This window comes from Bulleidia sp. zg-1013, assembly GCF_019798045.1.
Classification (GTDB): domain Bacteria; phylum Bacillota_I; class Bacilli_A; order Erysipelotrichales; family Erysipelotrichaceae; genus Bulleidia.
Map to the genome: position 1 here is coordinate 18,917 of NZ_JAGXEX010000005.1, position 25,282 is coordinate 44,198.

Annotated in this window: 18 protein-coding genes and 2 tRNA genes; 3 read left to right on the top strand and 17 right to left on the bottom strand. The window is 38.1% G+C overall.

Going from position 1 to position 25,282, the window contains the following annotated elements:
* Positions 1 to 27 precede the first annotated feature (27 nt).
* The 6 genes from K7I92_RS04810 to K7I92_RS04835 form a co-directional block, all read right to left on the bottom strand.
* Positions 28 to 792, bottom strand: a complete 765-nt coding sequence (locus tag K7I92_RS04810; RefSeq protein WP_220282274.1) for an N-acetylmuramoyl-L-alanine amidase — start codon at positions 790 to 792, stop codon at positions 28 to 30.
* The gene (locus K7I92_RS04815; RefSeq protein WP_220282275.1) at positions 780 to 1,619 is read right to left on the bottom strand and encodes an HAD family hydrolase; all 840 of its coding nucleotides are present in this window, start codon (positions 1,617 to 1,619) and stop codon (positions 780 to 782) included. Before K7I92_RS04815 ends, K7I92_RS04810 begins: the two co-directional genes overlap by 13 nt.
* 44 nt (positions 1,620 to 1,663) lie before the next feature.
* A complete protein-coding gene (locus K7I92_RS04820) occupies positions 1,664 to 3,025 on the bottom strand; it encodes a Sapep family Mn(2+)-dependent dipeptidase (protein WP_203244840.1) in 1,362 nt (453 codons plus the stop codon).
* A gap of 10 nt (positions 3,026 to 3,035) precedes the next feature.
* Complete coding sequence (locus tag K7I92_RS04825) at positions 3,036 to 3,791, bottom strand: exodeoxyribonuclease III (RefSeq protein ID WP_220282276.1); 756 nt, start codon at positions 3,789 to 3,791, stop codon at positions 3,036 to 3,038.
* Complete coding sequence (locus K7I92_RS04830) at positions 3,788 to 5,584, bottom strand: aminopeptidase P family protein (protein WP_220282277.1); 1,797 nt, start codon at positions 5,582 to 5,584, stop codon at positions 3,788 to 3,790. The genes K7I92_RS04825 and K7I92_RS04830 overlap by 4 nt, the downstream gene beginning before the upstream one ends.
* Before the next feature lie 73 nt (positions 5,585 to 5,657).
* A complete protein-coding gene (locus K7I92_RS04835) occupies positions 5,658 to 6,221 on the bottom strand; it encodes a GNAT family N-acetyltransferase (protein ID WP_203244843.1) in 564 nt (187 codons plus the stop codon).
* Positions 6,222 to 6,632: 411 nt separating this feature from the next.
* Between K7I92_RS04835 and nudC the strand changes: the two genes are divergently transcribed.
* On the top strand, positions 6,633 to 7,463 hold the full coding sequence (gene nudC, locus K7I92_RS04840) for an NAD(+) diphosphatase (RefSeq protein WP_203244844.1): 831 nt from the start codon (positions 6,633 to 6,635) through the stop codon (positions 7,461 to 7,463).
* Between the two features lie 116 nt (positions 7,464 to 7,579).
* Here the strand turns inward: nudC and prfB are convergent.
* The 6 genes from prfB to K7I92_RS04870 all read right to left on the bottom strand — a co-directional run bounded on the left by prfB (position 7,580) and on the right by K7I92_RS04870 (position 14,317).
* Positions 7,580 to 8,678, bottom strand: a protein-coding gene (gene prfB, locus K7I92_RS04845; RefSeq protein ID WP_222150666.1) for a peptide chain release factor 2 whose coding sequence is annotated in 2 segments (ribosomal slippage) — positions 7,580 to 8,605 and positions 8,607 to 8,678 — 1,098 coding nt in all. Because the reading frame shifts where the segments join, the coding sequence is not laid out codon by codon here.
* A complete protein-coding gene (gene secA, locus K7I92_RS04850; protein WP_203244846.1) occupies positions 8,678 to 11,026 on the bottom strand; it encodes a preprotein translocase subunit SecA in 2,349 nt (782 codons plus the stop codon). The genes prfB and secA overlap by 1 nt, the downstream gene beginning before the upstream one ends.
* Positions 11,027 to 11,112: 86 nt before the next feature.
* On the bottom strand, positions 11,113 to 11,724 hold the full coding sequence (locus tag K7I92_RS04855; RefSeq protein WP_203244847.1) for a ComF family protein: 612 nt from the start codon (positions 11,722 to 11,724) through the stop codon (positions 11,113 to 11,115).
* The gene (locus tag K7I92_RS04860) at positions 11,705 to 12,826 is read right to left on the bottom strand and encodes a helicase-related protein (protein WP_220282279.1); all 1,122 of its coding nucleotides are present in this window, start codon (positions 12,824 to 12,826) and stop codon (positions 11,705 to 11,707) included. The genes K7I92_RS04855 and K7I92_RS04860 overlap by 20 nt, the downstream gene beginning before the upstream one ends.
* A 312-nt stretch (positions 12,827 to 13,138) precedes the next feature.
* Complete coding sequence (gene ispD / locus K7I92_RS04865) at positions 13,139 to 13,780, bottom strand: 2-C-methyl-D-erythritol 4-phosphate cytidylyltransferase (protein WP_220282280.1); 642 nt, start codon at positions 13,778 to 13,780, stop codon at positions 13,139 to 13,141.
* A gap of 39 nt (positions 13,781 to 13,819) precedes the next feature.
* Positions 13,820 to 14,317 (bottom strand): small multi-drug export protein, encoded by a 498-nt coding sequence (locus K7I92_RS04870; protein ID WP_203244850.1) that lies wholly within the window; start codon positions 14,315 to 14,317, stop codon positions 13,820 to 13,822.
* Positions 14,318 to 14,420: 103 nt separating this feature from the next.
* Here K7I92_RS04870 and K7I92_RS04875 point away from each other — a divergent pair.
* Both K7I92_RS04875 and K7I92_RS04880 read left to right on the top strand, forming a co-directional pair.
* Positions 14,421 to 14,494 (top strand) — tRNA-Ile (locus tag K7I92_RS04875).
* Between the two features lie 26 nt (positions 14,495 to 14,520).
* Positions 14,521 to 14,593: transfer RNA gene (locus K7I92_RS04880), tRNA-Ala, on the top strand.
* Between the two features lie 56 nt (positions 14,594 to 14,649).
* Here the strand turns inward: K7I92_RS04880 and K7I92_RS04885 are convergent.
* The 5 genes from K7I92_RS04885 to K7I92_RS04905 all read right to left on the bottom strand — a co-directional run bounded on the left by K7I92_RS04885 (position 14,650) and on the right by K7I92_RS04905 (position 24,886).
* Positions 14,650 to 15,099, bottom strand: coding sequence for a methylated-DNA--[protein]-cysteine S-methyltransferase (locus K7I92_RS04885; protein ID WP_220282281.1), 450 nt, complete (start codon positions 15,097 to 15,099; stop codon positions 14,650 to 14,652).
* Positions 15,100 to 15,154: 55 nt separating this feature from the next.
* Entirely contained in the window at positions 15,155 to 16,441 is a 1,287-nt protein-coding gene (locus tag K7I92_RS04890; RefSeq protein WP_203244852.1) for a glycosyltransferase family 2 protein, read from the bottom strand.
* A gap of 196 nt (positions 16,442 to 16,637) precedes the next feature.
* Positions 16,638 to 18,455 (bottom strand): ABC transporter ATP-binding protein, encoded by a 1,818-nt coding sequence (locus K7I92_RS04895; protein WP_220282282.1) that lies wholly within the window; start codon positions 18,453 to 18,455, stop codon positions 16,638 to 16,640.
* A gap of 9 nt (positions 18,456 to 18,464) precedes the next feature.
* Positions 18,465 to 20,270, bottom strand: a complete 1,806-nt coding sequence (locus K7I92_RS04900) for an ABC transporter ATP-binding protein (protein ID WP_220282283.1) — start codon at positions 20,268 to 20,270, stop codon at positions 18,465 to 18,467.
* A 455-nt stretch (positions 20,271 to 20,725) separates the two neighbouring features.
* Entirely contained in the window at positions 20,726 to 24,886 is a 4,161-nt protein-coding gene (locus tag K7I92_RS04905) for a GbpC/Spa domain-containing protein (RefSeq protein ID WP_220282284.1), read from the bottom strand.
* Positions 24,887 to 25,282 lie beyond the last annotated feature (396 nt).

A 25,282-nucleotide genomic window follows, 5' to 3' on the forward strand; every position in this document is an offset into this window, starting at 1 on the left:
TTCCATACAAAAAAAGTAGGATAGCTCCTACTTCTTAATCACTTGTTGAATAGCGCTTAGATAAAGCTTCGCTATTTCTTCATAGCCTTTATCCGAATGCCATGTCTTCACGTCGTTTTGATTGGTGATAAAAAACTGTTCCGCAACAATGATTTTCTTATCCGAATCATTCATAATAGCCCATGTTTCTAACTTTTCTTTCTTACCACCTAAGTCTACATAGTTAGCCACTTGGGTATTCTTTTCTGCTTGTTTATAGAAAAGATAACCTGCCCAAACACCTTTATGACCACGACTAAAAGAATTCTTTAAAGCGAAAGCGATGCTATCCGTTTCACTTTGTTTTGGATTCGCATAAAAACGAACACCGGCTGTTTCCGGCTTATCACTATGCCCTGCTCGAATACTTAAAACCAAGGCCGGCTGACTATTCTTAATAAGCTTCAGTTTTTCTTCCAAAGTAACAAAAGTTCCGGCTGGATGTGTGCGCTTCACCCGATAGCCATTTACCAGCAATTTCTTTTCCAAAGCAGTAACGGTTTTCTCAGCCACATCCGCTTCGTTAACAATGCCTTCATAACCCTTTTGTTCGCCGCCATAGGTCGCATCTAAGATAACCAAAGGTTTCTTTAATTCATTTCTTGCTTGTCTCTTTATAACAATGGAACCAATCACGGAACCAAGTGTTAAAAAGACTAATAAAGAAGAAAGAATAATAACCATTGGATCCTTCCAATGAATGGATTTGAAATAATCTTGAACTATTTTTAAATATTTCTTTATTCGATCCATATTTTATTCTCCTTTTCTTTTAAGTTTATCTTTTCACGAATTTCTTTTAAATTCTGCTTCACATACTTATCCAAAGGACTATTTTCTTCATAATTAGCCGGTACTGCCACATTCGCTCTTCCTTCCTTTAGAAGTGTTTCACTTACTTTTAATGATTCCTTTTGGCTAGGATGATAAACCACAATCGACTTCCCTTTATACTCTTTAACCAAACGCATACAAGGCACATCCGTAAAACCATCGCCAATATACATCATACGTGAAATAGGAATTGGTCTTTCTTCAAGCGGTACATAGCTATTCACATTCGCGACAGTATCCGATAAGATTTGTTTATTAATACGGAACACATATTGCGTTTTAGTCGTGTAATTGATTACCTGACCGGGCCAATACGCTTCTTTTTTTTCATCATAGAAATACGATGAAGCATAGATTTTCGTAATGTACTTAGCGATATCCAAGGCTTCTAATATCTCTTTTAAACCCGAAGAAATAATATAGTGTTCCACTTCTAAATCAAGCGTTTTGCCAAAATCATTTATTCTTGAAAACCAAGTTTCCACTCCATCACATAGAACAATATTTTTGGCGTATTGTTGCAACTTTTTTCTGGTTAATGGCATCCCTTTCTTCGCAAAGCCTTCCTTTAATAGAAGAAGATACGCCGCTACATAATCCATATCCTTTTCCAAAGTTAACTGAATCATTTCTTTCCAGAATACAGAACTATCCTTGTATCCCAAGTCCGCTAAAATATCGAATTCAAACATATTTTTACGACTTAATGTTTCATCAAAGTCATAGATTAACGCTGCTTTTTTCATGGCGTTATTATACCACAATCAAAAAAGCGACCTAAATCGCTTTTTTATAATTCTAATAATTTTTCAATTCCACGAATATAGATTTCCGTTTGTAGTAGAAGTTCATCCACCGGGCAGAATTCATTCGCATCATGGATATGATAATCCGTACCGGGAAAAGCACAACCAAACGCAATGGTATTTTTAATTTCCTTTGCGTAAGTACCGCCGCCAATCACAAATGGCTTCGCTTCATAATCACCCGTTACCTCTTGATAAGCTGAAACTAAGCTTTTAATTAGTGGCGCATCCGGTGGGAAATATAAAGGCTCCGCCATTGCATCAAAGACAACTTGACCACCTTCATCCTCCAAACGATCTGCCACCATTTTCAACATTTCCTTCACACTCTTTGTGACCGGGAAACGAGCATCAATCGAACCACGAATCACACCATCCTTCATAGTAATAACTCCGGTGTTCATCGTTAAAGAACCAAATTCATCTTCACACTTCGCATTCATTCCCGAACCATCCGTTGATAAACCGAAATGTGAGCAATAGAACTCCACAAATGAATCTTGATAGCCGGCTTCCTTCAAACCCACCAAGGCATAGCTAATCGCATTCACACCCAAATGTGGTAAAGAAGCGTGAGCTGCAACTCCTTCAACCACTAATGTACAAGCTTTATCATCACATTCCAAGGAAAAATTAATATTGTGGTCATTGAAGAAATCCTCCAGCACTTTCTTAGAGAAAGTATTCTTCTCCACCTTCACCATACATTGACGAGCTACCACATTTTCAGCACTACCACCAACAATATCCAAAATATGACTATCCTTAGAAGAATAGTAGCCTCTCATCAACCCCTTTTCACCATGAATGGCCGGAAAATCACCATCTGGTGTAAAGCCATAATCCACAGAACCTAATTTTTCTACATAGTGCTCCAAACATTTCGAACCGTTTTCTTCATTGGTTCCTAAAATTAAACGAATTCGCTTGTTCAAAGGAATACCACTTTCTTGAATGATTTTCAAGGCGATCATAGAGGCAACTGCCGCCCCTTTATCATCACTCACACCACGGCCATAGACAATTCCATCTTTTTCAACCATTTCAAATGGATCACTATTCCAGCCATCCTCTTTATGGGCCGGCACAACATCCAAATGAGCAATAACACCAATAATTTCATCGCCTTGACCAATCTCACCATAACCAATGTAGTTATCCACATTCCTTACCGCAAAACCGTCAGCCTCCATCATTTTTAATGCCGTCTCCAATGCTTTTTTAGGACCTGATCCAAAAGGAGCGTCAACACTCGCTTCCCCCATTTCTGAGTTAATGGAAACCAAAGTAGCCAATCGCTTCAATAATTCTTGTCGATTTGCTTGTACCTTTTCTTTTACTGTCATACTTCTCTCCTTATAAGTCCAGCTCTAAGCCAACAGGACAATGATCTGACCCCATCACTTGATCATAAATCAAAGAATCCTTGACTTTTTCCTTCGCATCCTTTGACACGATAAAGTAATCAATTCTCCAGCCGACATTTCTTTCTCTAGCCGCCGCTCGATAAGACCACCATGAATACTTCACTTCTTCCGGGTATAAATAGCGGAATGAATCCACATAACCCGAAGCCAATAATTCACTCATCTTTTCCCGCTCTTCATCAGAAAAACCGGGATTTTTATGATTGGATTGGGGATTTTTTAAATCAATTTCTTCATGTGCCACATTCAAGTCACCAGTATAAACCACTGCTTTCTTTTCATTTAATTGCTTCAAATGTGCCCTTAGAGCATCTTCCCATTCCAAGCGGAAACCCAAACGCACTAGACCTTCCTTTGAATTCGGCACATAAGCTGTGACAAAATAATAGTCTGGATATTCTAGTGTAATAACTCGTCCCTCTTTAGAAGAATCACCATCAATATCGTATTGCACCGAAAGTGGCTCTTCCTTACAATACACCATCGTTCCTGAATAACCTTTTCTTTCCGCTGAATTCATGTAGCGATAATAGCCCTCAAATTCCATATCCGAGGTAATTTGATCGGCTTGCATCTTCGTTTCTTGAAGCGCAAATATATCCGCATCCACTGCTTCAAAAAACTCATGGAAGCCTTTTTTCATGACCGCTCTAAGCCCATTCACATTCCATGAAATAAACTTCATGAACGAACAAGCTCCTTGGTTACTTCCTCTAAGTACGCTAATTCTTCTCCTTTCAGATAAGGACTTAAAATTGCACGCACTTGCGCATGATAAGCATTTAACTGTATCAATTCTTCATCCGTTAATAAAGAAACTTCAATTGCTTCGACTTCATAAGGCACATAGGTTAATGTTTCAAAATGCATAAATTGACCATAGAAATTCTTGTTGCCATTCACGACTAATAATTCATTTTCAATACGAATACCCAATTCATGTGGTAAGTAAACACCCGGTTCATCCGTTACAATCATCCCCGCTTCAAAAGGGACTGGTGGACGTAGACCGGAGAAACCCCAACCAATACGATGCGGACCTTCATGTACCGCCAGAACATGACCCACACCATGCCCTGTTCCACATTGGTAATCAATATCTTCCTTCCATAAAGGCTGACGGGCTAAAATATCAACATTATTCCCTGTCGTACCTTTTAAGAAATGAGCCGCCATTAAATCTAAATGACCTTTTAGAACTAGGGTATAGTACTTCTTTTCTTCCTTTGTTAAAGGACCAACGGCAATCGTACGGGTGATATCCGTTGTGCCATCTTTATAAGTGCCACCCGAATCCACTAGTAAGAAGCCCTTTGGTTCCAACTTGGCGTGATTTTCTTCTGTTGCTGAATAATGCATCATAGCTCCATTAGCTTGATAAGCAGAAATAGTTGTGAAGGATGGTTCAATGTAGTCTTGACCTTCACCGCGTAAATCGTATAACTTATTTTGTGCACTAACTTCCGTTACTTCATTTTTCTTCACTTCATTCTTTAACCAATGAATAAATTTAAATACCGCTACCCCATCCTTGACATGAGCATTCTTGGTGCATTCGATTTCAACTTCATTTTTAATAGCTCGTCGATACGCAATTGGTGATTCTTGATCAAGAATTGTATTACCCTGTAAAGCAGTATATAACTTAGAATTCAATGTATCTAAATTTGCTAAAACAACCTTATTTTGCAGCTTTAATAAATCCGTTTCAATTTCATCGTAATCCTTAATGGTTACCCCACTATTTTCTAAGTGTGCTTGAACCTCTACGTTCACTTTCTTTTCATTGACATAGTAATTCACTTCATTTTCTGTCATTAACACAAAAGCATAGGTCACCGGAGTGTTTTCAATATCATTACCACGAATGTTCAATAACCAACATGGATCTTCTAAAGCCGCTAAGAATAAAACATCTGCACCAGCTTCTAGCATGGACTGTCTAACTTGGGCAATCTTATCCTTGGCACCAACACCGGTGTACTTCGTATCTAATACAAATAAAGATTCTTCCGGCATTTTTGGACGTTCATTCCAAATTTGTCCAACCAAATCCACATCATTCACGATAGAGGCTTGTTTCCGTTCGAGTTTCTTTTGTAAGAAATTCTTGGTTCGAGCACTAACAACCGAACCATCAAAGCCTAACTTACCATGAACCGGTGTTTGATCCACTAAGAAATCCAATGGGTTTGGGATACCCTCTTGACGCAAACGCATCAATTCCACTTGGCTGCCAGCCAATTCATTTTCTGCTTGGGTGAAATAACGACCATCGGTCCATAAACCGGCAAAATCTTTTGTTACAATCACACAACCTGATTCACCACTAAAGCCGGACATGTAGGACTTAGCTTTGAAATAATCAGCCGTATATTCTTCGGATAAATGATCATCTTCATTCGGCACATAATAAACATCCAAACAATTCTCCGCCATCAGCTGACGAAGTGCTTCTATTCTTTCATTTACTGTCATAAAATTACCTCTTTAATATATGTCATTAATTATATCCCTTTTCCTAAAGGTAAGCGAATAAACGCCTTCTTTTTCAGTCTTTTCCGTAATATTCTTCTTCTAAAATACCCATTGTAATCACATCGTAGTATTGACCATGATGGTAGGAAGCCGCTCGTCGAACTCCTTCCTTTACAAAACCAACTTTTTCATACACATGGATAGCACTTGCATTGTAAGAAAATACATTGACTTCTGCTTTATGGGCATTTAATTCTTCAAAGACGATTTTAATACCTTTTTTCATTGCTTCCGAACCATAACCTAAACCTTGGAATTCAGGACCGATAAAGATACCTAAAGTCGCAATTCTTTCTGGTAGTAATAAACCGAAACAGGATAAATGACCAACCACTTCTCCTTGTAAATTCTCAATGGTTAAACCAAAACCATCTTTTTTCTCATTACCTGACCATGCGGTAAATAACTTTTTATTTTCTTCTTCATAAGTTGGAAATAGACGGGAGCGGTTTCCTAATAATAGTGAATCCTCATTCCACCATTTCGCAAAGATTTCTTTATCGCTTTCAATAGTTCCTCGTAAGCGTATTTGATTACCTTCTAATAATTGTTTCCGATATTGAATTAATTCTTTCATACTTTAATCCTCGCTAGATTAAGTATACCTTAAAAAAGAGTGTCTCATGGACACTCTTTCTTGCAAGTTACCTCGCTGTTGGAATCTTGTATTCCAAACCAATTTTTATGTAATATTCAATTTTTCACTTTTTAAACTGTACATGGGTATATACCCCCTTGCCTGTTTCCTCTAATTCTTTTAGCCGGGCAACTAAAAGAACGCTACCTTAATTCGAGAAGAATCTCCTTCATCTATTCTGCTCTCCTTTCTACCCAAGGGGACATCTTTTACACCTTCATCATAGCAACTTTTTATACTTTTCCAAGTCTGTTTTTTAAAAATTATTTAGCGTATAATGATTTTATGGGCATCTAAAAAGTTTTAGATGGTTTTTCTTTTGTTTTATTCCAAAAAAGAAAAGAGGCAACTATGATTCAAGATATTTATCCTTATGTCATGACCAATCATTACAATCCTAATCAAAAGGCAAAAAAGGGGGATAAGATTTTCTACTTTGAAAATAACCAAATCATCACAAAACCGGATGGTCGTTTCTTTCAGTATGAAGATTGTCCAAATAACGATCGTTATATCTATTTATTCTCAATGGGAACTCACCATTTCTTTCTAAGTGATCTTCGCTCTTTAGAGCATACTTCCTTTTCAGCTCGTCAACTACGCTATTATGAACCGCAATTTTTAGGCTTTGCGGCTTTAACCGCTCTTCATTTATTCCATTGGTATCAGGATAATCAATATTGTGGTAAGTGCGGACAGCTTTTACAGCTGGATAAAAAAGAAAGAGCTCTTCGTTGTCCACATTGTCAACATGTTCTATATCCAAAAATTTCTCCAGCTATAATCGTTGCCATTATCAATTCAAAAAATCAATTATTGGTTACCAAGTACGCCCAAGGCGATTATCAAAAGTATGCTTTAGTAGCTGGTTATTCAGAAATTGGAGAAACCATTGAACAAACCGTTATTCGTGAGGTACAAGAAGAAACTGGTTTAAAAGTTAAAAACATCCGTTATTATAAATCTCAGCCATGGGGCTTTTCTTCTTCTCTTTTATTTGGTTTCTTTGCGCAAGTGGATGGAGATGAAAGCATTCACATGGATACAGAAGAACTTCGTTTAGCTCGATGGGCGGATCCAAGTGAAGATTTGGATACCAATGGTGTCGCTTCTTTAACGGGGGAAATGGTTGAATTGTTCCTAACTGGTCGCTATAAGGATTTTTATACTTTGGAAAAATAAATGTTTAGGGGTAATCCTAGTTTTTATGTGTTTTCATTAGAAAAGGTAGGATGACAATCCTACCAGTCATAAAATACCATCAAGAAACGGCGATAATCGCAATCATCAACTATCCTCTATAATTGACTACGCAAATAAGAATCAATGAAGCCTTCAATATCTCCATCCATAACCGATTGAACATTACCCACTTCATAACCTGTTCTTAAATCCTTCACCATGGTGTATGGCGCAAAGACATAAGAACGAATTTGAGAGCCCCATTCGTTCGCTTTTACTTCCCCTTTGATTTCAGAAGCTCTTTGTTCCTGTTCTCGAATTTTAAGCTGTAATAGCTTTGATTTCAACATATTCAAACATGTTTCTCGGTTTTGAAGCTGGGAACGTTGCGATTGAGAAAAAACAGTAATACCACTTGGTTTATGAGTCATACGAACCGCCGAGTCCGTTTTATTGATGTGTTGACCACCCGCCCCTGAAGAACGCATGGTAATCACTTCTAAATCCTTTTCATCAATTTCAATTTCTAAATCATCTTCAAATTCAGGCATGATTTCAACCGAAGCGAAGGAAGTATGTCTTCTCGCATTGGAATCAAATGGTGAAATACGCACCAAACGATGCACTCCATTTTCTGCTTTTAAATAACCATAAGCCATATTCCCGGAAATACGCATTGAAACGGACTTCACCCCCGCTTCTTCCCCCGGTTGATAATCCATAACTTCTAACTGATAACCCCGTCTTTCCGCAAAGCGTGTGTACATCCGATACAACATCCCTGCCCAATCCATCGCTTCTGTCCCACCAGCGCCTGGATGAATTTCTAAAATAGCGTTATGGTCATCATAAGGACCCGATAAAAGAACACGAACCTCAAAATTGGCGTAATCCATATTGTATTTCAAAAATTCCTCTTCCACCAATTCCTTCATATCTTCATCCAAGGAAGCTTGTAAATCAGTCACGGAAGCTAATAAATCTAAGGTGGTTTCCGTAAGTTTTTCATGTTGACTTACCAAGTCTTTTAAACCGTTGTTTTCTTTGATAATTCGTTGCGCTTTCTTTTGATCATTCCAAAAGTCTTCTTGCGCCATTAAGTCATTATTTTTTTGGATTTCTTCTTTCTTTGCAGTTAAGTCAAAGTGAGGAGCCAAGCGACTCCAATTTGGCTTGGCGTTGACTTAAAATCTGTTTTAATTCATAAAGTTCCATTAAGCCACCTCTTCTTGTTTCACCACTTGTACATTCATGCAGTAATTCACAACATCTTTGGAAATCGTTCTTTGCATATCTTCAAACATTTGGAAACCTTCTGACACATAGGCTTGTAAAGGATTGCCTTGGGCATAAGAGCGTAAACCAATACCATCTCTTAGCTTAGACATATTATCAATATGATCCGACCAAGCACGATCAATGACACTTAAAGTCATATTGCGTTCAAAGTCTTGAATTTGCTCACGCACCGGATCAATCTTTTCATCGTAATCTTGCCAAGCTTTTTCGGTACTGAAGTCAATGGCTTGTTCATCATTCATATTTTGAATATCTTCCGCTTGCACAATACCTTCAAATCCCAAACTATCTAATGCCTTTACATAATCGTTTACATGCAACTGACGACTTTCCGGGTTGACATGTGAAGCCACTAAATCCGAAATAACACGCTTGAACATATTCTCAATAAAGCTATGAATATCTTCATGTTCCAAAATATAGTCGCGTTGTTCATACATGGTTTCACGCTGTTGGCGCATAACATCATCGTATTGCAATAATTGTTTGCGAGCATCGTAGTTTACTCCTTCCACACGCTTTTGAGCAGAAGAAATAGAACGGGTAACGGTCTTGGATTCAATCGCTGTATCTCCTAAAGACGCAAATAAGGATTCAAAACGTTCCGGTGCAAAACGAACCATCAAATCATCTTGAACCGAAATATAGAAACGAGACATACCAGGATCCCCTTGACGACCAGAACGACCCCGTAACTGGTTGTCAATACGACGAGATTCGTGTCTTTCTGAACCTAAAACACATAAACCGCCTAGTTCACGCACACCTTCACCCAACTTAATGTCGGTGCCGCGACCAGCCATATTCGTTGCAATAGTAACCGAACCAATTTGACCGGCTTTCGCAATAATCTCCGCTTCCCGTTGGTGATTCTTCGCATTGAGAACTTCGTGGTGAATATGACGTTCTTGTAGATATTTAGAAATCAATTCCGAAGTTTCAACGGCAATGGTACCGACCAATACGGGTTGTCCGCTTTCATGGCGTTTAACCACTTCATCAACCAAAGCCGAGAATTTCGCCTTCTTACTCCCGAAGACCGCATCGGGATAATCCAAACGGATGATGGGACGATTGGTAGGTACTTCAACAACATACATATTGTAAATATCTAAGAATTCTTCTTCTTCCGTTTTAGCAGTACCTGTCATACCCGCTAACTTATTGTATAAGCGGAAAAAATTCTGATAAGTAATAGTCGCTAGCGTAGTGGTTTCTTGCTTGATAGAAATCCCTTCTTTTGCCTCAACAGCTTGGTGTAAACCATCTGACCATTGACGCCCTTGCATCAAACGTCCTGTATTTGGATCAACAATCACAATTTCATCATTTTCGGTATCCACCAAATAATCAATATCACACAACATAATGTAATTTGCTTTTAAAGCTTGGTTAATGTGGTGTAATAATTGGGTATAGGCTAGGTTATAAAGATTATCAATCTTAAAGGTTTTTTCAGCCTTATGTACACCTGATTCTGTTAATTGAACTGTCTTAGATTTGACATCTAATTCGTAATCTTCATCCTTACGCAATGCCTTCACAAAGCGGTCAGCTTGTAGATATAAGTTAGCGGTTTGTTTCTTACCACCGGAGATAATCAATGGGGTTCTCGATTCATCGATTAAAATGGAGTCCACCTCATCGACAATCGCAAAGTTCAAGCCCCTTAATACACGATCTTTTAAATCCGTAACCATATTGTCTCTTAGGTAATCAAAACCCAATTCAGAGTTGGTTGTATAAGTGATATCGCAAGCATAAGCAGCTCTTTTTTCGCTAGGGGCTAATTGGTGGAGGTTTAAACCAACCGTTAAACCTAAGAAACGATGAATTTGTCCCATCCACTCGGAGTCACGCTTACTTAAGTATTCATTGACCGTTACCACATGAACCCCTTTTCCTGTTAGCGCATTTAAGTAAACCGCCATAACCGAGGTCAAGGTCTTACCTTCCCCCGTCTTCATTTCAGCAATATCGCCACCTTGCATGACGGTCGCTCCAATTAACTGAACCGGGTAGGGAAATTCACCAATCACTCGCTTACAAGCTTCTCTTGCGGTCGCAAAAGCTTCAACATAAATGTCTTCTAAGCTTTCACCCTTTTGCAAGCGTTCTTTAAATTCTATTGTTTTATTTTGCAATTGCTCATCACTTAAATTCGCATATTCTTCTTCTAAAGCCAGAATTGGCTGAATTTGTTTCTCAAGTTTAGCCAATTTTCTTGCGTCTTCATTAAAAAGTCTTGTTAAAAAGTTCGCCATAATAATTTTGTCCTCGCATAGTAAATCAGGTTAATTATAAGGAAATACACACTAAAAGGCAATCGCATAAAAAGCAATCGTTTTTATCATAACAAGTTAGATAACCACTTTTGATTAACCGAAAGGCAATAAATCTGAATCTCAACCTCTTTTTCTTTTAATAAATCCAAAGCGGCTTTTAATGTTGCACCGGTTGTAATGGTATCATCCACTAATAGAATACGTTTTGGTATATCCCCATCTGAAATCAAAGAAATAGACTTTCCTACCTCAAGTCTTTGCTCAAGCGATGCATCTTTTTGGTCCATAGCGCCTTCTTTTTTAAAAAGAGTTTTTTGTTGTAAAGGGATGTTCGCAAAGATTTCTTGCAAAGGAAAAAAGCCTCTTTCTTGTAGCTTATCTTTTCTCGATGGCATAAAAACCACCGTATAACCTCGATATCGCCACCAAATCTTTTTCTCTAATCCATAAAGAAACACTGACTTTAACGCTTCATCCTTTTGTTCCTTAAATTGCCTCAATAAGCGAGAAAATGCCACATCATATACATAATCCGCCCGCAAATAAACACCATGAAACTCAAAGCAGATGGATTTTCTTAGCAAACTGCTTCGACATTCAAAACACAAAGGATCCTTTGAAAAAAACAATTCCCATAAAGACCCATTCTTCCTTTCATCACAAAGAAGACAACGCATTGGATACCTTTATGGATTGGATAGCTTTTTCAACCACCTTCGATCTTTCTTGACATAGAAATAAAACATCCCCACTTGGATGTGCAAACTTTCTACCCACTCGACCGGCAATTTGAATTAAGCTCGCTTGATCAAAAACAGCATGTTCTGCCTTCCACACACAAACATCAACGCCCTCAATCGTAATACCTCTTTCCATAACCGTTGTACAAAACAAAAGATGAAATTTCCCCTTACGAAAAGAAGTTACTATTTCTTCTTTATTCTGACTTTCACTCGTTATCCTTTCACATGGATAAAAACAATGGAAAATGCGATAAAACCCATTTGTTAAAGATATGGTTGGTAAAAAGACCATGCAGGGAATGGTTTTTCTGTTCCTTAACCAACGGCATAAACGAATCAATTGTGTAACAAATAGACCATATTTAAGCCGAGGGACTACCAATGGCTTACCATGTGGTCTTTGATCAAGACGAAGAATTTTTAAATTCTCTCTTTTTAAAATAATCTCATTCGGAGTAGCACTTAAAAAAACTGTATGCCCTAAACAAGCCCTTTGTGCAAATCCCCATAAAACAGGGTTGTTTTTAAAAGGAAACGCATCCGGTTCATCGAGAATTAAGACATCAAAGGCATGTCCATATCGATATAGTTGATGCGTCGTACAGACCACAATATCGCCTTGTGTTTCTTTCGTATGACCGGCACAAACCGCAATTACTTTAGCTTGTCGAAATATCTCTGCCAAGCGTTGTTTCAATTCCAATACGACTTCCCTTCTTGGTACCGCAAAGCCAACTACTTTCCCTTTCTTAAGCTGTTTTGATATGGTTTCTAAAACCATCTCTGTTTTACCGGATCCACAAACGCAACGCAATAAAACATCTTGGTATTCAATGGCCAAAGCACATTGATAAGATATTTCTTTCTGCTTTGAAGATAAGGAATAGCTCAAATAATATTCATCGCAATCTTCTTTGGTTAGCGACCAATCCAACTTATTTTCTTCTAAGAAGGAAACACATTTTCGACAATACCGGCCTCTTTTTCCATGATAAAAATAATTTGGATCTTCATTTCCACATCTTTCGCACTTCATACCCCTTTATTCCCTAGGAAATCCTCTTTCCATCAAAAAGACATTTATTTTATTTGTAGATGTCTTGAAACAATGAATCCTGCCTATTATTAGGAGTTAGTTTCCTTTTTTCAATAGTTAAGTCTACCAAAAATGTCTTAGCACTCTTTTTTTGATTATCTAAAATACCGGCAATTAACCTTAATTTATAAATTGTATCCGGGTTTAATTATATGAACAGGATAGAAGATAAGTTGAATTTTTTCGTTTTATTGGATTAAACCAAGCTGCCGGAATATAGACCGTTATTCTTCTGCCTATAAAAAAGGATGACTATCGTAAGTCATCCGGTGTTGTTATCTTAAAGTTGCTTGGGCTACCTTCAACAATTTTAACAGGTACATCACTATAATGTTCCACCAAAGACACATCATCCGTTGCTAAATAACCCTCTTTCATCGCTTTTTTATAGCAATCAATAATTAAATCTGTTTCAAAACCTTGAGGTGTTTGTGCTAACATCAATTCACTACGAGGATAGGTTTCTACAACATAACCATCCTTCACCCGTTTAACCGTATCTCTTGAAGGAATGGCGAGTAACGCCGCTTTTTCTATTTCTAAAGCTTTCTTAACCCGATTAATCAATTCTAAACGAACATATGGTCTAGCCCCGTCATGAATTAAAACGTAATCGCATAGCACTGCTCGCAATCCCGAACAAACACTTTCTTGTCTTGTAGCACCACCCCTTGCGACAACTAATCGACCATATTGAGCCGCTAATTGTTTTGTATAAGGATCTTCCATATCCGTCACCAAGACAATTTGTTTGCAATCAGGATCTTGTAGAAAGACAGCAACCGTTGTTTCTACAATCGTTTTACCAGTGGATAATTTCGCATAGGCTTTATTAAAGCCTAACTTCATTCGTTGCCCCACCCCGGCAGCGACAATGACCACACTATAATGCATACTCACCTCATTTTTCCCTATTAAAGCACAAAATTCCTTTTAATGCACAATATTTCCTAAAAAACCATAGGATAAGATAGTCATTATACAAGCCGCTAAGCCGACACCAAGTGCAATTGCTAGACTAGCTTTCTTGCGATCCATATCTAAAACCGCCGCCAACAAAGAACCTGTCCACGCTCCTGTTCCGGGTAAAGGAATGCCCACAAAAAGTACCAAACCCCATAGACCAACCGTTTCTATCTTCTCTTTGTTTTTTTCAACTTTCCGTTCTATCCATGTTGCCAATCGACTCATCCGGTGTTCCACTAGCCAATGCAAGAAGCTTTCAATTCCCCATAAAATAAATGGTACTGGGAGAATGTTGCCAATAACTGCCACGAAAACAGCTTGCCATAGTGGAACCTTTAATAAAGACGCAAGGATTAAACCGCCTCTTAATTCAATAATTGGTAATAAACTAACTAAAAATGTTGATACCAATGGTGACAATAATTTTCCTATATGTTCTGCCCACCATGTCACAAAAGCTTCCATTGTTACCTCCGTGTCAAAAGAATACCAAGGCTTTGAAAAAAATTCAAGAAAGCTGTTGACATTAAAAAAGGGCATTGGTATTATAGATAGGCATTCAATGAATGGGCCTGTAGCTCAGTTGGTTAGAGCGCACCCCTGATAAGGGTGAGGTCGCTGGTTCAAATCCATTCAGGCCCACTACTTTATTCATTGATATTAATCTTGGGGTTTTAGCTCAGCTGGGAGAGCACCTGCTTTGCAAGCAGGGGGTCAGGAGTTCGATCCTCCTAAGCTCCACTAATTTACTGAATACCGTTATTAGACGGTATTTTTTATATCTGGAGAAGAATTATTCATGGATTCTTCTCCAATTCCAATAAAGTCCGCTTCATTTCTTCACCATACAAATAACCACCCAAAGAGCCATCCTTTAAAATCACTCGATGGCAAGGCACCACAATCACAAATGGATTTCTATGAATTGCCTGTCCAACTGCTCGACAGGCTTTTCCTTTGCCTATTTTCCTAGCTATCTCTTGGTAAGTTCTTGTTTCACCATAAGGAATTTTTAATAAAGCTTTCCAGCAAGATTTTTGAAAAGAAGTTCCTTCAAAATGAAACTTTAAATCAAAACTTTTTCTCTTACCGGCAAAATATTCCTCTAATTGATAGATTAGATGATTAGCTAACTTTGAACCGGCTTTTTTCCCTTCTTTTTGACTTAACAAAATACTATAAATCTCCTCATCTTTATGACGAACACAAAAACGATAAGCATTCACTGAAATAATTTCTTCTACCATAATCCTATCCTAATACTCAAAAACGTAGCAGTTATAAAAACTGTTACGTTCTAAATTACTTATCCTTCTTTTGTAACTGTTCGGTGGAGAAATGCTGAATTGGTGTCCATTCCACTTTCTTGAAAATCGCCACAATTGAAATTGGTATATACGATAAAAGATACACCGGGAACAATAAACAGGCACCCAATTTTTCAATTTTCGTTGCTGGAATTCGTTTCCATTCCTGAAGCGTTGTCACAAAAGCCATAAGGGTTAAACCAATCCAAGAACCACCAAACAACTTGATCAAATACCACAACATCTCATTTTGGAAAACAATCGCTACGTAATAGGGCATCACAGAAGAAGATACCAACACCCATAAAGCCGCAATAACCAAAGCTACCGTCAATAAAGACGAAGGCAGTACCGTCATTAAAATATCATAAAAAGCCAAGCGACGATTTTTTCCTTTGACTACACCACTTGCTAAAGGTCCAAGATAACGACCGTCAATTTGATAGAAGCCCTTTGCCCAACGAAGGCGTTGATGCCAAGCCTGTTTCCAAGTCGCCGGTTGTTCATCGTACAAAATAGCCGTATCACAATAGCCAATATGATAGCCTTGTAACGTACTAGCCACGGAGAACTGAATATCCTCGGTCAATAAATAATAAGGCCAACCCTCATTAATATTCATTAACTTCGTTGAAACCACGAAACCAGTACCCGAAATCATACATTGCGCACCCAACATCATGCGCGAATAATTCAAATGGCGAGCTTCATGCATAAACCAAAGCGAATAAGCTGCCGTTAACCAGTTTTGTCCAAAGTTCTTTGAATTGCGATAGGTTGTTATCGCATCATACTTGCCTGTATCAAAGGTCTTGTTCATTTCCTTTAAAAATTGGGAATCCACGATATTATCAGCATCAAAGACCACCACGGCATCATAATAACCTTGTCCTTTTAGATGAACTACCTTGTGATACATTTCATTCAAAGCATAGCCTTTGCCCTTTTTCTCCTCATTAAAGCGTTCAATCGCATACGCTCCATGATCTCTTGAAACTTGGGCTGTGTTATCAGTACAATTATCCGCTGTCACATAAATATCATACTTATCTTTCGGATAATCTTGCTTATTTAGACTGTCCAATAACTCACCAATGACGTTGCTTTCATTACGAGCAGAAATGAAAATCGCATAGCGATGGTTCTTTTTAGCATCTGGTACAACCGGAACTTTGTGTCTGAAAATACTATAAACAATATAGAAAAATTGGTATAGATACGCTGTCGTCATTATTAAAAAAATCACATCTGTAAATAACTCAAATTGGTCTAGAAAGCGCATAGAATCTCCTTATCAATGTTATTTGCACTTCTATCTTACCTATTTTATGTCTTTTCGCAAGTCTAGCCATTCTTAAGCCCTAGTAGCTTTACAGACTAAAAGTGCATTAAATACGCGCTTTTTTCACTCCATATAAGCATTTCTTATTTTTTTCTTAATTCTACAAAAAGGCTTAAGCACTTGCTTAAACCTCCGCTTATGACAAACTCTCTTGAATGGCTATTTCTTCAAATTGTCGTGTGTATAGACTAAAATAGTATCCCTTTTGTTTCATCAATTCCTTGTGTTTGCCTTGTTCTATAATCTTTCCATCTTTAAAGACTAAAATCACATCCGCATCCACAATCGTCGATAAACGATGCGCTATCACAAAAGAAGTACGCCCTTGAATCACTGTCGCAATCGCATCTTGAATCTTCTTTTCCGTTAATGTATCGATCGAAGCCGTCGCTTCATCCAATACCAATAAAGAAGGATCGGAAATAATCGCCCGGGCAAAAGAAATCAATTGTTTCTCACCGGTAGAAAGACTTCCACCCCCTTCACTAAGGATGGAATCTAAACCCTCTTCCAATTTCAAAACCACTTCATCCGCAGCCACTAATTTTAAAGCCGCCCAAATTTCTTCATCACTGGCATCCGGTTTTCCATAACGCATATTCTCACGAATGGTTCCTGAAAATAATTGCGGTGTTTGAAGCACATAGCCAATATTAGAATGAAGCCATAATTGCGAACGATCACGAGCATCTTTACCATCAATCAAAACCCGTCCACTCGTTGGTTCATAAAAGCGGCAAACCAGATTCACTAAGGTTGATTTGCCGGCTCCCGTTTCCCCAACAATCGCTACATTCGTTCCATGTGGAATGTCTAAATTGAAATGTTCCAAAACTAATTCATCTCCATCCGGATATTGAAAGTTCACATCTTCAAAACGAACGTCCCCTTTTAACACCTCCCAATTTTCTTTCTTTGGATGGAAGGTATCACCATACTTTTCAACCACTTCATCACTATCTACAACATCGGATTGCGTACGCATCATCTTATCAAAACGTTCAATATTCACTTGGGTGCTAATCACATAGGAAAATTCTTGAATTAAACCTTGAATCGGATCCATTAGACTAAGTGCATAAGTCATAAACACCGAAAGCGTTCCTAATTCAAAGATACCTTCTAAGGTTAAATACCCACCCTGCCAAAGAATAATGGCTAAAGCAACGGAACTTAATAAGCTTAAAATCGCATTGAAGCTACCCGCATAACGGGCTGTGCGAATAGATTCACGGTACATCTTATCAATATCACCTTGGAAATCTTTGCTCATTTCTTCTTCAATCACCATCGTTTTGATGGATTTGGCTCCCGTAATACCTTCATTTAAATCCGATGTGATAATTGAATTCAATTCACGCACACGTTGATTTTGAAGAATCAATCTCTTTTGGAAAAAAGTCACCACGAGAACGGCAATTGGTACTAATAAAATCACCCAGAAAGCAAGTTGAATATTCAACACCACCATATTCACTAGCACAAATACAATATACGTAAATTGCCAAACAATATCTATCATCACCCATGAAAACATTTCCCCAATACGACCTGTATCAGAAATCACCCGTGAATGAATGTAACCAACATTATTTTGATTAAAATAGGAAAATGATAAATTCTGCAAATGATTGAAACTGGCACTTCTTAAATCACGATTTACTTCTAATTCCATTTTAGCGGCTAAAAAGGTTGATTGACGATCGGATAACACCCTCATCAACATACAGAACAAATACAACAGAACAAAGATAACAACTGTATCCATTGTCCTTAATGCCACAAAATGATTAATAGCGTAACGATTGAACAAAGGGAATATTGAATCCGCAATAGAAGAAATCGTTCCTAAAGCAATCATTGCCAGCATTCTCTTCTTATGCATACGAATATAAGGCCAAATCCGAGAAATACCAAAATACTTCAAATGCGTTGTTTTTGTTTGTTCACTCATACTGACCTCCTATTCTGTCTGACGGGATTGTAATTCATAGATATGACGATAAGTACCCTCTTGTGCAAGAAGTTCCTCATGGGTCCCTCTTTGCACAATTCTTCCCTTATCGAAAATCACAATCTGATCAGCTTTCATTAAAGTTGAAATACGATGAGTAATTAAAATCACTGTGCTCTTCTTTGAGCTGTCATGGATAGCTTGACGAATCTTCGCATCCGTTTCTGCATCTACGGCAGATAAAGAATCATCGAAAACCATGATGGGTGTTTCTCTTATCAACATTTGCGCAATCGCTGTTCTTTGTTTCTGGCCGCCCGAAAGTGTTACCCCTCTTTCACCAACATAGGTTTCATAGCCCTTACTAAAGTGATTGATGGCTTCTTCCAAAGCTGCCGTTCGGGCAACCGCTTCAACTTCAACTTGTCCGGCTTCTTGTTTAGCAATCCGAATATTTTCCTTTAAAGAGCGTGAGAATAGATATGGTTCTTGTAAAACCATACCAATATTCTTACGTAACCAACGGGCTTGAATTTCATTCACATTCGTATCCCCAATAAGAATAGAACCTTGCCCTTCTTCCAATGTATACAGACGATTTAACAAGTACATTAAACTCGATTTACCGGAACCCGTTGCCCCTAAAATACCAATGGTTGTTCCAGCTTTAATATCTAAATTGATATCTTTTAACACCCATGGTAAATCCTTCCCATAACGGAAAGACACATGCCGGAAATGAATGTCTTGGTTCATAGCCACTTCTTTAGCTTCTGGCACATCTTTTTCTTCTTCTGAATTCATGATGTAGGCTAGACGGTCAATGGACACACCCGCTTTTGACATATTGGAAATCACTCTTCCTAAAGAACGAATCGGCCATTCCAACATAACGTTATACGCCACAAAGGCAATATAGGAACCGGCACTCATCCAACCAAGAACCGTAAAATACGCACCAACTGTAATAATCGTTAGTTTTTGTAAAATGGATACCGTATCCATTCTCGCCCAAAACACCGAGAGTTCTCGTAAAATACCAATCCAAAGACCTGTGTAATATTTATTTTGCTTATCAAACCGCTCTTTTTCATACACTTCACGACCAAAGGCGCGAACAACTCGAATTCCCGTTAGATTTTCTTGAACAATGCTGGATAGTACGCCTTCTTCTTCATCAGCTTTTTCAAATTGTTTGCTAAAACGTTGGCTAAAACGAATTCCCAACCACACAATCAATGGTGAAAACGCAAAGGCAATAATGGTTAACTGCCAGTTTTCTTGCACCATAAAAAAAGAAACGGTACAAACGAAAATCAAGGTACGAACCAATGCTAATAATTGCTGGGTTAAGAAATTACGAATGGTATCGACATCGGATGTCGCTCTTTGGATAATATCCCCAGTATGATTGGTGCCATGCCAAGCGTAAGGCAAGGATAAGATATGGTTGTATAAATCATGACGCATATTTCTGACAAGAGTCTCCGAGCCTTTTTGGTTATTGATTTCTGATAAATAGCGTAATACCATCGACAATAAAGCCACCCCAATAATTGCTAAAGCAATCATCCAAAGATTTTTTTGTAAGTACAAAATTCCACCAAACTTGTTCACGAGTTCATGTAAAAAAGGCGGTAATTTCGTTTCTTGTTGATCCAAAATCGCATCGACGGTATAGCCGATAATTCTTGGATTAATTAGTTGCAACACCGCCACCAAGAAGGAGAAAATAATTGACGCAAAAAAATAGCGCTTCGCCCCACGAACAAAATGTAACAATAACGAAGTCTTTGATGAAAATTTTTTCTTCATTTTCCCTCCTTTTTCATTGTCTACATTATAACCTACTTTTCATTAAAAAGTGTTATCTACTAACACTTTTAACACTTTTTTAGACTAGAAATGAATCCCTTTTTCGATAATAACGATTTAGAAAAATCATTGTCCAAGAAAGAAAAAACAACAATACCACGAGCATACAATACACACATCACTACATTCACTTTATCACGAAGATCACTAAACATTCATTGTTGATGCTATTTCCTTCCTTATTTGTGACTACCTTTTACCATGTATCCGTTGCATAGACTTTGATTGCCTAAAAGAGAATTTCCTCTTTTAGAATGATGTTCAATCATTGGTCTTAATGATGAACAAAGGATAGGAAAAAGCGGTCAACAAAAACTACTGTTAACCGCTAATTTAAGTATTAACCTACTTTATCAATCTACTTCTTTTAATGAACTTTTTATTATGCCTACTGCTTACACTCTTTTTCTTCTCATGTAAGTCACACCTAGTCCTGCACTAGATGCCAATAACATCATGAACAATAGGGCAATATTACTGCTATCTCCTGTTCTTGGTGAATGTGGATTCTTTGGTTCAGGATTATGAGGAGTCTTTGGTGTTGGATTCTTCACTGTATTGGTATCATAATCATTTACTCCGTCGTTTACCCTTGCTGTATTAGTAAGCGTTGCTCCATTCACATTCTTATTCACTTTGACTGTGAACTTAACCGTCCAGCTTTCACCATTGGCTAGCTTCTTTGTCCACTTAACCATTCCGTTTTCATACTTGCCGTTGTTATCTGCTGATACGAAGCTTGTATGAGCCGGGATAGTGTCGGTAATCGTCGCTTTAACATCTTTACCTGTGGTGTTCTTGTAGCTAATAGCGTATGTAAGTTTATCTCCAGGGTTGACCTTCTTACCATCAATGTTAGTCGTCGTTCCACCTGTAAACACTTCTTTCTCAGGTTCAGTTGGTGTAGGGTTATGAGTTTCATTAGTGTCATACTCATTTTCACCATCGTTGACCTTAGCCTTGTTATCGACAGGGGCTCCGTTAACGTCTTTATTTACCTTGACGGTAAACTTAACGGTAACGCTCTTACCTTTTTCTACATCAACTGTCCATGTCACCTTACCATTTTCATACTTACCACCATTTTCCGCTGATACGAAGCTTGTATGAGCCGGGATGGTATCAGTGATGGTTGCTTTAACATCTTTACCTGTTGTGTTCTTGTAGCTAATAGCGTATGTAAGTTTATCTCCAGGGTTGACCTTCTTACCATCGATGTTAGTAGTTGTTCCACCTGTGAATACTTTTTTCTCAGGTTCAGTTGGTGTATGGTTTACTACTTCATTGGTGTCATACTCATTTTCACCATCGTTTACCTTGGCTTTGTTATCGACAGGGGCTCCGTTCACGTCCTTGTCCACTTTAACGGTGAACTTAACCGTAACGCTCTTTCCTTTGGCAACATCAGCTGTCCATGTCACTTTACCGTTTGCGTATTGTCCACCATTTTCCGCAGATACGAAGCTGGTATGAGCCGGGATAGTATCGCTAATCGTCGCTTTGACATCTTTACCTGTGGTGTTTGTATAGGTAACGGCATAAGTCAGTTCCTGTTCTGGTTTGACTGCCTTACCGTCGATGTTTGTTGTTGTGCCACCTGTGAAGACTTCTTTCTTAGGGTCAGTTGGTGTTGGATTATGAGTTTCATTGGTATCATACTCATTTTCACCATCGTTTACCTTGGCTTTGTTATCGACAGGGGCTCCGTTGACGTCTTTATTTACCTTGACGGTAAACTTAACCGTAACGCTCTTGTCTTTAGCGACATCAACTGTCCATGTCACCTTACCATTTTCATACTTACCGCCGTTTTCAGCTGATACGAAGCTTGTATGAGCCGGGATAGTATCGCTAATCGTCGCTTTGACATCTTTACCTGTGGTGTTTGTATAGGTAACGGCATAAGTCAGTTCCTGTTCTGGTTTGACTGCCTTACCGTCGATGTTTGTTGTTGTGCCACCTGTGAAGACTTCTTTCTTTGGTGGGGTTGGTGTAGGGTTATGCGTTTCATTCGTATCATACTCATTTTCACCATCGTTTACCTTGGCTTTGTTATCGACAGGGGCTCCGTTCACGTCTTTGTCTACTTTGACGGTAAACTTAACCGTAACACTCTTTCCTTTAGCGACATCAGCTGTCCATGTGACTTTACCATTTTCATACTTGCCGTTGTTATCGGCAGATACAAAACTTGTATGAGCCGGGATGGTATCAGTGATGGTTGCTTTAACATCTTTACCTGTGGTGTTCTTGTAGCTAATAGCGTAAGTAAGTTTATCTCCAGGGTTGACCTTCTTACCGTCAATGTTTGTGGTTGTACCACCTGTAAACACTTCTTTCTTAGGTTCAGTTGGTGTAGGGTTATGAGTTTTATTGGTAGTGAACTTGTTCTCCCCTGCATTTACCTTTGCCTCATTATCTACAGGTTTTCCGTTGACCTCCTTATCCACCTTTACCTTAAAACTTACTGTAAATGTTTCCCCGTCTCCCAGTGCTTTCTTTGTCCAAGTGATTACTCCCCCCGACTCTTTTCCGCCGTTATCTGCAGAACCTGCTACATATTTTGTATACTTCGGTATTTCATCTTTGATTTCAACGTCTTCCGCTTTTCCCGTCGTATTCTTATATGTCACTTTGTACAAAAGCTCATCTTCGCCTTTGACTTCTTTTCCGTCAATGCTAGTTGTCGTTCCCTTTGTATCAAATACATCTTTCTTCGGCTCCGTAGGATCAGGCGGGGTTTTAACCTCAACAGGCTTCGACTTAACGGAATACTCATTATCAATCTTCAAATCAAAATCATTTTTATACGTAGTTCCCGCTTTTATAACCTTTCCGATAATTACAGGTGATGTGATTTTTACTTCTTTATTCAAATCCGCATTAACAGTTTTTATGAAGTTCGATTTTGCCCTAAATTCAACGGTATTTGTCCCTTGATTATATTTCACCTCATAACTTGAATTCGCTTGTTTTGTGCCGGCTAAATCCATTTCATATCCATTCGGTAATTTATCACTGAACACCAGTGATTCGATTTTTTCATGACCGGCAGGAAGGTTCGCTACATTCAGGCTGAACTTTACAACTGAATTCTTTGCAACTGTACCGTTGTTAATATTATCTCCTGCTGTATTGGTTACCTTCTTTTCAACAGGTGGCTGATAGAACAGTACATCGTAATGATAATTTGCCTGTATATGTATATTAGGGCATTGTGGTTGCTCAGGTGGCGTTGGTTTTGTTGGTGGTACAGGTTTCAATGGAACATCTTTAGCCTTTACTTTAGAATTTAATGCAAACCATATATTACCTCTGTAAGTAGAATCCATCTCATACGAAATGTTACTACCTGTTGCTTTACCAACAATTGCTCCATACCATGCATTAGGAGAAGTATCAGTATCCCAATCACCTTTATCAAAAGCTGATCCCTTACTTTTTAGAGCATTATTTGAATTAGAATATGCCCCATTCCCTGCTTGTTTTTTAATAGATGAATTTGCAATTTCGATAAGTTCCCCATTAAAATTAAGAACTCTTTCGATACCTTCTTTTGGTATACCATTTTCATCACGATTTAATGATGAAAAATTTAACAATGCTCCTGTCATATCGATTTGTTTATTCTTTGAATCAAAGAATTTAACATTAACCCCTATATTAGTTTTTCCAAAAAAATCAACATACCAAATAGTGTTGGTAGGATCTTGTTTGATAATAGCAGGAATTTTATTTGGTAGTGGAGAAGTTGATTTAAGTGTATACTCGAAAACAACCTTTGAGATCTTAACTCCATTTATACTAGAATTTTGAAGATTTGTATACGTAGCAGTAGTTACTTTCCCTTTTTCAAAAATAACCCTTGAGTCTCCCGAAACAATTTCAAGTGGCTGTCCAGGAAATCCTTCATTAAGAGCAGTAAACCATAAAAAGCCCATATTATCAAAATTTCCCCAAGATTTGACTTCATTAAGCAAACCTTCCTTAGTATATACTTTTGACCCTGAAATACTAAGTTTCGCATTTGGCTCGTTATTAAATACAAGTATTTGCGATGCTGGTACTGTTAAGTACCCGTCTTCATGTGTTTTCTTCTGAAGCTCAGCCATTTTTTTGTTGTAATCAACCATGTCGACGTCATACTTTTTCTTGTCTTTTTCGTATTGAGCAAAATCTTGATCATACTTCTTTTTTAATTTTTCATACTTTTGTTGCTTTGCATCACAATCCTTTTTCTTTTGGATTTCTCCATTGATAGCCTTAATTTGTTCTTCATAATCTTTTTTTATTTCGGCTATCTTGGTATCAACCTCTGTTTTGGATTTTGCTACGCCTTTATCCACATCAGCACCTTTTTTAATAGGTACTCCTGCATCTTTTGCGGCTTTTACAGCCTTCTCCAATTCTGTTTTATCCACATTGGTTTCAATTCCCTTTGTGGAGTCTGCTGCGAAAGCCTGCATGCCCGTTGTGGACATCGTACCAAATAACATTAAGCATGACATCACAATAGTCAGCAGTTTTTTGCCCACAATTCTAAGCTTTGATTTCATGATTTTTCCTCCTTGTATCATCTATTTATTAACAACTATGGACTGTTTAAACAGTCTAGTTAAAATGCCCTAAGCTTAGGCTACGGGGTAGACAATCGATTTGTAGCTTGATTTTTTCAAGCGGCGGTTTTTTGATCCGCTTTATTCTGAAATCTATCTGTCTTTTCACTTGGTTCACCTCCTGTTTTTTTCTATTTGTTTTAAGTACCGTGGTTTTTGGTTTGATTAAGGTCTTTTCAAACTTGAAACACCACCTTTTTCAATGTTTTATCCAGTATTTCTAGTATGGAATGGGTTGGATTTTAATTCAGACTTTACGTACCATTTTGTGGTATATGTAATTAAGAAAGGTTTTTTGTGTGATTTACTACGGATTTAAAGACTTTCTATAGATGT